This window comes from Candidatus Pelagibacter sp. Uisw_113 (assembly GCF_047717815.1).
Taxonomy (GTDB): domain Bacteria; phylum Pseudomonadota; class Alphaproteobacteria; order Pelagibacterales; family Pelagibacteraceae; genus Pelagibacter.
The window spans coordinates 154,771-168,161 of the sequence record NZ_CP159809.1; the positions used below are offsets into that span (position 1 = coordinate 154,771).

Genomic DNA, 13,391 nt, shown 5'->3' on the forward strand with positions numbered 1-13,391 from the left:
AAAATATATGTATTTAATTACCGGATGTGCTGGGTTTATAGGGTTTCATATGTGTCAGTACCTATTAAAAAAAAATTTAAATGTGATTGGTATAGATAGTATAAATCAATATTACTCAAAAAAATTGAAGCTAGACAGACTTAGTTTGCTAAAGAAAAATAAAACATTTAAATTTAATAATATTAACCTATGTGACAAAAAAAAATTAGAACTTGTTTTAAGAAAAACTGAAGATCTTAAGATTATTCATTTTGCAGCACAACCTGGGGTTATGTACTCGTATAAGAACCCAAAAACTTATTATGAAAACAATATATTGGCAACAAGAAATTTGGTAGAGGTCACAAAAAAATTAAAGATTTTACAATTTTTATTTATTTCATCTAGCTCAGTTTATGGAGACAAAAAAAAATATCCAATTAAAGAAAATGTACAATTGATTCCAATAAACTATTATGCAAAAACTAAAATTGAATGTGAAAATATTGTTCACAAAAAGTTTAAAAATTCAAATCATTCGACAAAGATATTAAGACCATTTACTGTCTATGGACCTTTTGGAAGACCAGACATGTTAATTTTAAAAATGTTAACCTTCATTAAAAAAAATAAAGAAATAGGTATCTATAATTTTGGAAATTATCTAAGAGATTTCACGTATGTTGAGGATGTCGTAGAAATACTTTTTAAGCTATCTTTAAAAAAAAATCTAAGAATAAAGACATTTAACATTTGCGCTTCTAAACCAATAAAAATTAATGATATTTTAAAACTTGTTAGGAAGTATTTAAAAAAATCATTTAAAATAAAATATTTCCCAAAGAGAAAAGGAGAGATGTTAATTACGTATGGTTCAAACAAAAATTTGTTAAAATTTATTAAATTTAGAAAATTTACAACATTTAATATTGGTTTAAAAAAAACAATTAATTGGTATAAAAAATATTCACACAAGAATTATCTTGAGTTACATAAATGAATTTAAAAAAAATAATTATTTTTTACCCATCTTTTGAAAGAGGAGGTGTAGAATTAATACTTATAAATTTAATTAAATATTTTTTAAAAAAAAAAATCAAAATAATATTATTTAGTGCTAACTTTAAAGAACATAAAATTATTAGTAATAATCTATTTGAACTAAAAAAATTTGAAAATAAAAAAAAAAATTTTATTCCCAAAAGAGTATCCACAGCAATAAATGCATCCAAAGCTTTAATTGATGAATTAAAAAAATCTGATGTGAAAAATACTGTTGTGTTTTCACTACAAAGCAGTTCATTATCAATATTTCTTAGTAAAATATTTAAATTTAAAGTTGTTGTCAGAAATGCAGAAGACCCTATTTATTCCACAATTTATGCAGAAAAAAAACTTTTTGCAATACTTGTGCTTATATTTAAATTTTTAACATATAATTTTGCCGATGGAATAATAACAAACTCTATCGGATCAAAAAAATCTATCAAAAAATTAATTTTTTTTAAAAAAAAAGTACGTCATATATATAATCCATATTTATCAAGAATTATTAAAAAAACAAATTTTAAAAAAAATGATTATATTTTATCTATTGGAAGACTCACAAAGCAAAAAGATTTTGAGAACTTAATTAGATCTTTCAAAATTTTACAAAAAGAAATTAAAAATTATAAATTAATTATTATAGGTGATGGTGAATTAAAAAAAAAATTATATAAAGTTACTCAAGAATTAGGGTTAAATAAAAAAATTTTATTTTTAGGTTGGACTAAAAATTTAGATAAATATTACAAAAAATCAAAAATTTTTGTATTAAACTCACTTTATGAGGGTCTTGGAAATGTTGTCATCGATGCTGCTAATTATGAATTACCTATTATTACAACTAATTGCAAAAGTGGTCCTCCTGAAATTATTGATAATGGCAGGGGTGGTTTCTTAGTACCATTAAAATCTCCGTTAGCATTATCTGAAAAAATAAAATTTGTAATAAATAATAACCAAGTTGCAAAATCAAAATCATTATATGCTAAGAAAAGAATTAATAGATTCTTATGTGAAAAAAATTCACATATTTATCTAAATTTTTTAGAAAATAAACTTAATGACAGATAAAAATAAAATTTATTATTGGTGTCCATTTATAAATAATGTCGCAACTATTAAGGCAGTTTATAATTCTGCCATGTCTCTGAAAATAAATTCTAAAAACAAATTTGAAGGTATTATATTGGATGTTTTTGGTGAGTGGGAAAAAAGTAAATTTTTTAACCAAAAAAATGTAAAATTTTTTAAATTAAATAATTCTAAAATTATTAAAAGTATGTTTTCACATGGTTTCATATTTAGCAGGATAAAATATTTGCTTATATTTTTTATTTCTTATTTTCCATTAAAAAACTTTTTTGAAAAAAATAAACCAAGATTTTTGATTATTCATTTAATGACATCTTTGCCCCTTTTATTAAATTTAATTTATAAATATGATACAAAAATAATACTAAGAATTTCAGGAAGACCTAAATTAAATATTATTAGGTATTATTTTTGGAAGATTGCTTTGAAAAAAGTGTTTATGGTTACCTTTCCGACAATCGAAACCATGAATTACTTTAAAACTCTGCAGATCGTCGATGAAAGAAAAATTTCTCTATTATATGATCCTATAATTTCCACTAAAGAAATTACAAAAAATTTGCAAAAAGAAATAATTGAAGAGAGTGAACTTAGAAAAAAAATTTTTTTTTTAGCCATAGGTCGATTAACAATTCAAAAAAATTTTATTTTCTTAATTGAGTGCTTTAGTGAGCTTATAAAAAAAAATAATTTAATTAATCTTGTAATAATTGGAGATGGCGAACAGTTTAAATTATTAAAAAATAAGATTAATGAATATAAGATTGATAAAAATATCACGCTTGTAGGTTATAAAGATAATGTTTTCAAATACCTACATAAGTGTGAGGCATTTATATTGAGCTCTCTTTGGGAGGATCCAGGTTTTGTTATTGTTGAAGCAATGTATAGTAATGCTTTTGTTTTAGCTAGTGACTGTAAAAGTGGACCTAGTGAAATAATTAGTCATGATAGAGGTTTATTATTTAGAAATAATTCAAAAGATGATTTTATTAATAAATTCCAAACTTTCTTAATGCTTAATGATGATGAAAAATTTAAGATTAAATGTAAAGCCAAAAAATTCACTAAAAAGTTTTCATTGTTAAATCATTATGTTAAATTAGAAAAAATACTTTCAAAAAAAAATGATTAATCCAAATAAAGAATTAGCAATAGTAGTATTATTTTGGAATAATTCTGACAAAACAATAAAATGTCTAGAATCTCTGTATAAACAAAAAAAACAGAAGTTTAGTATAATACTAGTGGATAATAATTCAGAAAAACACTATGCCCAAAAAATATTTAAGTGGTTAAAAAAAAATAGAATTATAAAACTTGAAATAAAAAATAAAAATATTGAAGAAAATCAATTTAATATAAAAAAAATTTGTTTTTATAAAAAAAATAAAATTAATTATGGATGTGGTCTTGGTCACAATTTTGGCTACAAATTTTGTTTAAGAAATGGCTTTAAATATATAGGTAGAATTGATAATGATATGATAGTTCCTAATTTAACTATCTTCAATTTAATTAATAGAATGAAAAAAAATCAGTTTATTAATGCACTAAGTCCAAAAATTATGTTTGTTAATAAGCCTAATATGATTTGGTATAGCGGTACAAAAATTGGTAATAATTTAAAAATGCAAAAAGCATGCAGTATTGATTCTCCAAAAGGTCACAAAGATAACAAATCTTATAAAGGTTTAGTCAACACAGATGCTATTGCGGGTTGCGCATCAATTATGAAAGCAAGTAAGCTGAGTTCTTCTGGCCTATCTGATCCAGAGTTTTTTTATGGAGAGGAAGATACAGAGCTTTCTTTTAGACTCACGGATTCTCCTGAATCATTAAAAATTGATCTAAATCAAAAAATATACCACCATGTATCAGCCACAGTTGGAGAGAATTGGGGAAAAAATATTTATTATAATTACAAATACAGACTCTTATTAATTAAAAAAATTGGTACATTTTCTGATAAGTTTTTTGGATATTCAATTTGTATAATTAAATTATTAATCTCAAGTATGTTGATATTTAATTTAGGACATTCATCACGAATTACCCAAAGATATTATGGTATAAAACATTTTTATCAAAAAAAATATGGAAAATATGATCGAAAAAATTACACTAAAATTAATAATTTTTTTAAAAAGATAAATAAAAAAACCAACATAATGGATGTGATTAATGTCATTTTTACTGAAAGAAAAATTTGAGAAAAACGGTTACATAATTTTAAAAACAGACTTTTCACATAATGAAAATTTTAAAAAGATTATAAAAAATATTTATTCAGATCTTACAATCGAACTTAAAAATGAATCTATTAAAAAATTTTCTGGCTACATAATGGGAAACCTCAATGTTTATCCAGGAAAATATGGTCAGGAAATTCTTGATTTTATACGCAATCAAAAGCAGATAAACGAGATTGAAGCGATTTTAGGAACTAAACTAGAAGAATTCTCTATTAAATATGGTGGAAATTTATCTTTACCAAATAAAGGTGACCAACTGTATCATACTGATGGAAAATATACTCAGAAAATGATCCTCTTATCTCTTGCTACAGAAATCATAGATGAGAATAATGGACCCACTGAGGTATGTTCAGGTTCACATAAAAAAAACTTTAAATTCTGGGAGTTTTATTTTAAAAAAAAAATAAAAAAAAAATTATTTCTAAATCTAGGTGATATTGCAATAAGAAATCACAATTGTTGGCACAGAGGTACTAAAAATTTTTCTAAAAAACCTAGATTATTACTTTCTTTACTATTATTTCCAAAAATTGATAAGGATAACAGGGAAGATAGCTTGTCTGAAAAATTAAAAATTGCTCCTAATTTTTTCAAGAGTAATAAATATGGAAGATTTTATGAGTACATTTATGTAAAATTTGGTTTTATTATAGTTTTTTTTAAGCTTTTATTTTCAATTATTAAAAATAAATAGTTTATAGATACTTCAATAAAAGCTTATTATACTTTAATAAATTTTTAGAGTAATCAAACCTATCCAATCTTTTTTTTGCATGATTAATCTTGTTTCTACACTTTTTATTTTTATCCATAAAATAAAGTATTTTTTTAACAAGACTATTATGATCTCCTACTTTAAAAAGAAGGCCACCTTTCCCTTTATCTAAAATTTCAGAGGGGCCAGTTGGGCAATTACTAGAAATTATAAATTTATCCAAAACAATTGCCTCTAATAGTACATTTGGAAGACCTTCATATTTAGATGTTAATATAAATAAATCTGATTTTTTTATATAAGGGAAGGGATTTTTTTGAAAATTAATGATATTTATATTTTTGGATAAAAAATTATTTTTAATAAATGTTTTAATTTTTTTTTTTTCGATTCCGGAACCCATAAGGACTAATTTAAATGGTATTTTGTCTTTAATTTTATTCATTGCTTTCAATAAACAAAAATGGTCTTTTTGCTCATTTAATCTTGCTACACAAATTATGTTAAGTGTATTTCTCTTAAAAAAATTAAAATTTATTTTTTCTTTTGAAAGTTTTTTGATTTGTTCAGCATTTAAAGGATTATAAATACAGGTTGATTTAACATTAAATTCATTAAGTAATTCATTTTTAAATTCTTCACTATTAACAATTACATGATTTGCAAAGTTGAATATTTTTTTATAGAAGAATCTTTTAAATCTGTTTTGTGACCACCCTGTTGAAGAGGTATTTGATCTAATTATTATTTTAATTGAAAGTAATTTACATAGAATTGTACAATATATATTTGCCTGAAAACATAGAACAGTGACTTTCTTATTATTGATAGTTTCTAGAAATAATAAAAATAATGCTATAAAAAATTTTTTTCTTCTACCTATTTTATCATGCCATTTTGATTTTGTCGTTATAAGTTCAATATTATTATCTAGATTTTTTTGATATTTTTTTGAAATAGTAATAACAGCAACTTTTGATAACTTTTTTGATAAATAATTTGAAATTAAAAAGAAATTTTTTTCTACACCACCATCATCAATTGATGGCATAAATATTATGAGTTTATTTTGAACCATATTTTGTTAATTACTCAAAAAAAATGATATAGTTAATTATGAGTTTTATTAGCATTATTATACCTTTTTATAAGAAAAAAAAATATATAGAGGAAACCATTAACTCAGTTTTGTCACAATCTTTTAAAAATTATGAAATAATAATTGTTTATGATGAAGAAAATAAAGATAACCTTGGTTTTATTGAGCTATTAAAAGCGAAGTGTAATAAAATAAAAATTTTAACTAACCAACAAAATCAAGGTGCAGGTAATTCAAGAAATATAGCCATAAGAGAGTCTCGTGGAGATTATCTAGCTTTCATAGACGCAGATGATATTTGGCATGAAGATAAATTAAAATTACAGTTAGAGTTTATGGATATTAATCAAATATCAGCCTCACATACGTCATATAATATTATTGATGATGAGGGAAAAGTCCTTTCAATACGAAGAGCTAAAGATATGACATATTATAATTTATTAAAATCATGTGATATTGGATTATCCACTGTAATATTAAAAAAAGATTTAATAAAAAGTGATATATTATTTCCAAATTTAAAGACAAAAGAAGACTATGTTTTGTGGCTTAAGATATCTAAAAATGGTACAGTTTTTAAAGGACTTGATATTAATCTTTCAAGTTGGAGAAATTCAAAAAACTCTTTATCATCATCAATAATCAGAAAATTAATAGATGGATTTAGTGTTTATCATAATTTTATGAAATTTAGTGTTATAAAATCTATATATTACCTTTTTAGACTGAGTATTAATTTCTTAAAAAAATAAATGACTAATTTTTTATTTATAATATTTCCAATAATCATAATAATTATAAATTACATTATTAAAAATAGAAGTTTAATCCCTAATTATTCTGGAGAAATTCACCAGAAATTTATTGGTAAAAAAAAAATTCCACTTTCAGGTGGTTTATATTTTTTTTCTATTATAATTTATTTATTTTTTAATCAATTTAGTTTTTTTTTAATATTTTTTTTTATAATTTTTTTTTTAGGTTTTATTTCAGACATAAGGCTATTAACCTCACCTAAATTAAGGTTTTTCCTACAGACCTTTTCAATTTTAATTTTTGTTTATTATTCAGAATTAAATATTGAATTAACTAGAATCTATTTATTAGACACTATCTTAAAAAATATTTTTTGGAGCTGTGTTTTTACAAGCTTTTGTTTAATGGTACTTATTAATGGAACAAATTTTATAGACGGCTTAAATGGCTTGGTATTAGGCTATTATGGAATTTTATTAATAATTATATTTAAATTAGGACTTTTTGAAATAATTTTTATTGATGATTTTCAGATTATATTTTTAATTATGATGTTATTTTTTTTAATAATTCTTAATTTTTTAGATCAACTATACCTTGGTGACTCAGGATCCTATTCCGTTGCATTCTTAGTTGGTTTTTTCTTAATAACAATTTATCAAAATTATTCAATTATTTCACCATTTTTTATTGTTTTGTTACTTTGGTATCCTGCATTCGAAACTTTATTTTCCATAATAAGAAAACTTAAATTAAAAAGATCACCTATATATCCTGACAATAATCATTTTCATCATCTTTTATTTTTATTTATAAGAAAAAAATTTAAGCTGAGCAATAATAAGTCCAATAATTTATCAAGCATATTAATTGTTTTTTATAATTTAATTATTTTTATTATTGCAACAATTGATATTTATCATAGTAATTTTCAAGTATTTTTAATTTTCCTAAATATTGCAGTTTATTCATTCTTATACTTAAGGTTGTTTAATTATAAAATTGAGTAATCCATTTATTTTACCATGTTTGATATTAATAGATTTTTACAAAAGATGTTATTTAGATTATAAACCGTACTTATAAGAATAAATTTATAATTCAATTAATAATAATGAAAAATATTATAGTAATAACAGGAGGTGCTGGATTTGTTGGTTCAAATTTAATTAAATTATTTTTAAAAAAAACAAAATATAAGTTAATCAGTATAGATAATTATTCTACTGGATTAAAAAAAAACCACACAAAAAATAAAAGAGTTAGTTATATAATGGGTGATACAAAAAATATATTTGTTATCCTAAAAAAGTATAGAAAACGAATTAAGACTATTTTCCATTTTGGAGAATTTGCAAGAATATATCAAAGCTTTTTAAATATGAGTGAGTGTATCGACTCTAATACCATTGGTACTAATGCAGTTTTTAACTTTTGTTTGCAAAATAAAATTAAACTAGTTTATTCTGCAACTTCAGCAACTCTTGGTAACAATGGCAAAGATAAAAATTTGTCTCCTTATGCATTTACTAAATCTAAAAATCTTGAAATGTTAGAAAATTTAAGAAATTGGTTTAAAATGAAATTTGAAATAATCTATTTTTATAATGTCTATGGTCCAGGACAGATATCTCAAGGTAAGATGGCAACTGTAATTGGTATATTTGAAGATTATTACAAAAAAAACAAAATGTTGCCTATTGTAAAGCCGGGCAATCAATCTAGAAGATTTACACATATTAATGACACCGTGAGTATATGTTATTTAGCATGGAAAAACAATTTTTGCAGACACTATAGTATTTCAAATAAGCAAGCGTTTACAATAGAACAAGTTGCTCTAATGTTTAAGACTAAAATTAAGTTTTTGCCCAAAAGAAAAGGAGAACGATTTGCTTCAGCACTTACAAATATAAGTTTATCAAACAAGATATATAAACATTTCGGTGAGATTAGATTAAAGGATTATGTTGCTCATTTCCTAGAAAAACATACAAAATAACTTAAATCGTCATATAAAATTCTATTTACAATCTTCTTAATTTAGGTATAACACTATCGCCGGTGATTATTGCGAAGGGGTTATACCCGATCCCATTCCGAACTCGGAAGTCAAGCCCTTCAGCGCCAATGGTACTTTGTCTTAAGACACGGAAGAGTAGGACATTGCCGGCATTAAATAAAAAATTATGAAAATTAAAAGCTCATTAAAATCACTCAAAAAAAGAGACCTTAATTCTAAATTAGTTAGAAGAAGAGGAAGGGTTTACATAATTAACAAGACAAATCCTAAATTTAAAGCAAGACAGAAGTAATTTTTATGGAAAATCAAAACCATAAAGACACCTGGAACAAATTTACAAAATTTGTATTGTGGGGAACAATATCCATTATAAGTACTTTAGTTTTGATGGCAATATTCTTATTATAGAGCTATCTCTATAGAATAACCCCATCAAAGAAAAAAATAATTTATAATATGGAAAATTATATTCAAGTAGACAAATAATTCTTTGCCAAAAAACTCATTTTTGTTATCTTATGTGAGATAGATATCTCTTAAGTAAAGGAAAAAAAACAAATTGCATTATGAAATAAACAGAAAAAAGATATAATTAAATTTTAATCATTATGCATATTTTTATTACAGGTGTTGCTGGCTTTCTTGGTTCTAATTTAGCAAACCATTTTCTTAAATCTGGAAACACTGTTTCAGGCTGTGATAATCTTGTAGGAGGAAATATAGAGAATGTTAATAAAAAGGTTAATTTTCACAAATTAGAATGTGAAGATTTAGAAAAATTGACTTTAATAATGAGAGGAGTTGATGTTGTTTGTCATGCAGCAGCATATGCACACGAAGGACTTTCAACATTTTCACCAACACTAATATGCAGCAATAATGTTACGGGTAGTACATCAGTTTTTACTGCAGCTATAAGAAATAAAGTTAAAAGAATTGTTTATTGCTCTTCAATGGCAAGATATGGAGATATGAAAACTCCATTTAGGGAAGATGACGCAGTTAACCCAGTTGACCCTTATGGTGTGTCTAAAGTAGCTGCTGAAAATATTTTAAAAATTTTATCAAAAACTCATAACATAGAATATAATATAGCAGTTCCCCATAATATTATTGGTCAAAATCAAAAGTATGATGACCCATACAGAAACGTCGTTTCTATTATGGCTAACTTAATTTTGCAAAATAGAAGACCCATAATATATGGAGACGGTGAGCAAATTAGAAGCTTTTCTGATATTGATGATTGTATATTTTGTCTAGAAAAACTATTATTAGATCCAAATATAAAAAATGAGACAGTTAATATTGGCCCAGATGAAGAAAAAACTACAATTAATGAATTATTTGGAATTATATCTAATAAATTACAATTTAATGAAAAACCAATTTACTATGAGGATAGACCAAATGAGGTAAAAAATGCAGTTTGCTCTGCTGATAAAGCTAGAAAACTATTAAACTATAAAACATCTGTATCACTTTCAGATTCTATAGACAAAGTTATTAAATATATTAAAGATAATGGAATAAAAAAATTTGTATACAATCACCCTGTTGAAATTATTAATGAAAAAACACCTGAAACTTGGAAAAAAAAAATATTTTAGATCATGAGAATAGGTTCAGTCATAGAAAATTTAGAAATTGAAAAAAGAATAGCTATCACCCCTGAAATAGCAACGAAATATATAGCCCTCGGCTTTGATGTTTCAATATCCAGTGGCTATGGTGAGCATTTAGGGTTTAAGAATATTGATTTTAAAAATTTAGGTGTTGAAGTTTGTAATAATGATAACGAAATTTTAAATAATTCAGATGTCATTATTCAATTAGGTTTATTGAATAATGAAAATCTTTTAAACTTAAAAGAAAGTCAAACACTCATTGGGGTATTTAATCCTTATTTTAATAAAGAAAAAATAGAAAGTTTGTCAAAAAGAAAGGTTAATATTTTTTCTTTAGAAATGCTACCTCGAATAACTAGAGCTCAGTCAATGGATATACTTTCTTCTCAAGCAAATCTTGCTGGATATAAAGCGGTTATAGAATCATTTGCAAATTTTGAGAAAGCTATACCAATGATGATGACAGCAGCAGGGACAATTCCTGCGGCAAAAGTATTGGTAGTAGGTGCTGGTGTTGCTGGTCTCCAAGCAATTGCAACTGCAAAAAGGATGGGAGCAGTAGTATTTGCAACAGATGTTAGAATGGCCTCAAAAGAACAAGTTGAAAGTTTAGGTGGAAAATTTTTAACTGTAGAAGTGTCTGAAAATCTTGAAACAGATGGTGGATATGCAAAAGAAGCTTCTGATGAATTTAAAAAAAAACAAGAAGAGTTGTTAGCAGAGACATTAAAAAAAATTGATATAGTAATATGTACAGCTTTAATTCCAGGAAAAAAAGCACCACTAATTATTAAAGATAATATGATAGCCAATATGAAGTCTGGATCTATTATTTATGATTTAGCTGCTGTTCAAGGGGGAAATGCAGCCTTTACTAAAGTTGATAAGGTCGTGGTTAAAGAGGGTGTTAAAATTATGGGTGAAACAAATATTCTTAATAAGCTACCTGTTTCAGCATCAAATTTGTACTCAAAAAATGTATTTAATTTTGTGTCAAATTTATATGATAAAGAAGCTAAAAAAATTAATATTAATTTAGAAGATGAAATAATTCAAAAAACATTAATTAAATAAAACTATGGAAATAGACCCTTTTATATTTAGATTAAGTATATTTATTTTATCAATTTTTATTGGATATTATGTTGTTTGGAGCGTTACTCCATCTTTACATACACCATTGATGTCAGTTACAAATGCAATTTCATCAGTAATAATTGTTGGAGCTATCATTGCGGGATTAGCCGGAAACTCTGATAGTGTCTTCACGATTTCAAATATTCTTGGTTTCATAGCAATATCTCTTGCTGCTGTAAACATATTTGGTGGGTTTTTAGTAACACAAAGAATGCTTCAAATGTATAAAAAGAAAAAGAAAGATAAATAATTATGTCAGCAAATTTATCAGCAATATTCTATTTAATTTCGGGAGTGTTATTTATATTGGCATTAAGAGGTCTTTCATCACCTGAAACTTCAAGACAAGGGAATTTTTTTGGAATTTTAGGTATGACAATTGCTATTACAGTTACCTTCTTATCTGTGGGAAGCTTTTCTAGTGGATTGATTTATGTGCTAATATTTTTATTAATAGGTGGAATTATTGGAGCATTTATAGCTTATAAAATACCAATGACTGCTATGCCAGAGTTAGTAGCAGGCTTTCATAGCTTGGTTGGTCTGTCAGCAGTTTTTGTTGCAATCTCAGCCTTCTTAAACCCTGAAGCATTTAATCTTGGATTGCCAGGAAGCATAAAACTTGCGAGCTTAGTCGAAATGTCAATAGGAGCTGCTGTTGGAGCCATAACTTTTTCAGGTTCAATAATTGCATTTTTAAAACTTCAAGGAATAATGTCAGGATCTCCGATAACTTTTAGAGGTCAACATTTGCTTAATGCTTTACTATTGATTTCAATTATAGTTTTAACTTATTTACTGTGTTCTACACAGTCCTCTAATTTCTTTTGGATATTATTAGCAGTTTCATTTTTGATAGGTTTTTTATTAATTATTCCAATTGGTGGAGCAGATATGCCAGTAGTAATTTCCATGTTAAACTCTTATTCAGGTTGGGCGGCAGCTGGAATTGGATTTACTCTTGAAAATAGTGCATTAATTATAACAGGAGCTCTAGTGGGTTCATCAGGTGCAATTTTATCATATATAATGTGCAAAGGTATGAACCGTTCTTTCTTTAATGTAATTTTAGGAGGGTTTGGTGCAACAGAGCAATCAGCATCTCTTGGGGATAAAGAATATAGACCAGTTAAAAGTGGTAATGCAGAAGATGCTGCTTTTTTAATGAAAAATGCATCATCAGTTATAATTGTTCCAGGGTATGGAATGGCAGTAGCCCAAGCACAGCACGCATTACGAGAAATGGTTGATACGCTTAAAAAAAATGATATTAAAGTAACTTATGCGATACACCCTGTGGCTGGAAGAATGCCTGGACATATGAATGTGTTGTTAGCTGAAGCTAATGTACCCTATGATGAAGTTTTTGAATTAGAAGAAATTAATAATGACTTTGCTAATGCTGATGTTGCATTTGTAATAGGTGCAAACGATGTAACCAATCCTGCTGCAAAAAGTGATCCCCAAAGTCCAATTTATGGAATGCCAGTTTTAGATGTTGAAAAATGTAAATCTGTCTTATTTGTAAAAAGAAGTTTGTCATCAGGTTATGCGGGCATTGATAATGATTTATTTTATAAAGAAAATACTTTAATGCTATTTGCTGATGCTAAAAAAATGACAGAAAATATAACAAAAAACTTATAACTTGTAA

General features: G+C 25.4%; 15 protein-coding genes and 1 rRNA gene. 15 read left to right on the top strand and 1 reads right to left on the bottom strand.

Features of this window, described 5'->3' with window-relative positions; all coding sequences use genetic code 11:
• Positions 1 to 7: 7 nt before the first annotated feature.
• From ABXT39_RS00770 to ABXT39_RS00790, 5 genes are read left to right on the top strand one after another with little or no spacing between them, the layout of a single operon-like run.
• On the top strand, positions 8 to 979 hold the full coding sequence (locus ABXT39_RS00770) for an NAD-dependent epimerase/dehydratase family protein (protein WP_415295274.1): 972 nt from the start codon (positions 8 to 10) through the stop codon (positions 977 to 979).
• Positions 976 to 2,097 carry a glycosyltransferase gene (locus tag ABXT39_RS00775; protein ID WP_415295276.1) on the top strand — a complete coding sequence of 374 codons (1,122 nt, stop codon included), beginning with the start codon at positions 976 to 978 and terminating at the stop codon, positions 2,095 to 2,097. Before ABXT39_RS00770 ends, ABXT39_RS00775 begins: the two co-directional genes overlap by 4 nt.
• Positions 2,087 to 3,253, top strand: coding sequence for a glycosyltransferase (locus tag ABXT39_RS00780; protein WP_415295277.1), 1,167 nt, complete (start codon positions 2,087 to 2,089; stop codon positions 3,251 to 3,253). Before ABXT39_RS00775 ends, ABXT39_RS00780 begins: the two co-directional genes overlap by 11 nt.
• On the top strand, positions 3,246 to 4,331 hold the full coding sequence (locus ABXT39_RS00785; protein WP_415295279.1) for a glycosyltransferase: 1,086 nt from the start codon (positions 3,246 to 3,248) through the stop codon (positions 4,329 to 4,331). The genes ABXT39_RS00780 and ABXT39_RS00785 overlap by 8 nt, the downstream gene beginning before the upstream one ends.
• Positions 4,303 to 5,070 (top strand): phytanoyl-CoA dioxygenase family protein, encoded by a 768-nt coding sequence (locus tag ABXT39_RS00790; protein ID WP_415295281.1) that lies wholly within the window; start codon positions 4,303 to 4,305, stop codon positions 5,068 to 5,070. Before ABXT39_RS00785 ends, ABXT39_RS00790 begins: the two co-directional genes overlap by 29 nt.
• A gap of 1 nt (position 5,071) precedes the next feature.
• Here the strand turns inward: ABXT39_RS00790 and ABXT39_RS00795 are convergent, their stop codons facing one another.
• The gene (locus ABXT39_RS00795; protein ID WP_415295282.1) at positions 5,072 to 6,142 is read right to left on the bottom strand and encodes a glycosyltransferase; all 1,071 of its coding nucleotides are present in this window, start codon (positions 6,140 to 6,142) and stop codon (positions 5,072 to 5,074) included.
• 65 nt (positions 6,143 to 6,207) lie between these two features.
• Between ABXT39_RS00795 and ABXT39_RS00800 the strand changes: the two genes are divergently transcribed.
• The 10 genes from ABXT39_RS00800 to ABXT39_RS00845 all read left to right on the top strand — a co-directional run bounded on the left by ABXT39_RS00800 (position 6,208) and on the right by ABXT39_RS00845 (position 13,384).
• Entirely contained in the window at positions 6,208 to 6,945 is a 738-nt protein-coding gene (locus ABXT39_RS00800; protein ID WP_415295284.1) for a glycosyltransferase family 2 protein, read from the top strand.
• On the top strand, positions 6,946 to 7,959 hold the full coding sequence (locus ABXT39_RS00805; RefSeq protein ID WP_415295286.1) for a hypothetical protein: 1,014 nt from the start codon (positions 6,946 to 6,948) through the stop codon (positions 7,957 to 7,959).
• 104 nt (positions 7,960 to 8,063) lie between these two features.
• A complete protein-coding gene (locus ABXT39_RS00810) occupies positions 8,064 to 8,951 on the top strand; it encodes an NAD-dependent epimerase/dehydratase family protein (RefSeq protein ID WP_415295288.1) in 888 nt (295 codons plus the stop codon).
• Positions 8,952 to 9,009: 58 nt separating this feature from the next.
• Positions 9,010 to 9,124: ribosomal RNA gene (rrf, locus tag ABXT39_RS00815) — 5S ribosomal RNA — on the top strand.
• A 14-nt stretch (positions 9,125 to 9,138) separates the two neighbouring features.
• On the top strand, positions 9,139 to 9,264 hold the full coding sequence (gene ykgO, locus ABXT39_RS00820; RefSeq protein ID WP_006997331.1) for a type B 50S ribosomal protein L36: 126 nt from the start codon (positions 9,139 to 9,141) through the stop codon (positions 9,262 to 9,264).
• A 5-nt stretch (positions 9,265 to 9,269) separates the two neighbouring features.
• A complete protein-coding gene (locus ABXT39_RS00825; RefSeq protein WP_415295289.1) occupies positions 9,270 to 9,380 on the top strand; it encodes an aa3-type cytochrome c oxidase subunit IV in 111 nt (36 codons plus the stop codon).
• A 200-nt stretch (positions 9,381 to 9,580) separates the two neighbouring features.
• Positions 9,581 to 10,582 (top strand): NAD-dependent epimerase/dehydratase family protein, encoded by a 1,002-nt coding sequence (locus ABXT39_RS00830; protein WP_415295290.1) that lies wholly within the window; start codon positions 9,581 to 9,583, stop codon positions 10,580 to 10,582.
• Positions 10,583 to 10,585: 3 nt separating this feature from the next.
• On the top strand, positions 10,586 to 11,674 hold the full coding sequence (locus tag ABXT39_RS00835) for a Re/Si-specific NAD(P)(+) transhydrogenase subunit alpha (RefSeq protein WP_415295291.1): 1,089 nt from the start codon (positions 10,586 to 10,588) through the stop codon (positions 11,672 to 11,674).
• 4 nt (positions 11,675 to 11,678) lie between these two features.
• Entirely contained in the window at positions 11,679 to 11,987 is a 309-nt protein-coding gene (locus ABXT39_RS00840) for a proton-translocating transhydrogenase family protein (RefSeq protein ID WP_415295293.1), read from the top strand.
• 2 nt (positions 11,988 to 11,989) lie between these two features.
• Positions 11,990 to 13,384 (top strand): NAD(P)(+) transhydrogenase (Re/Si-specific) subunit beta, encoded by a 1,395-nt coding sequence (locus ABXT39_RS00845; RefSeq protein ID WP_415295295.1) that lies wholly within the window; start codon positions 11,990 to 11,992, stop codon positions 13,382 to 13,384.
• The last annotated feature ends 7 nt before the right edge of the window (positions 13,385 to 13,391 follow it).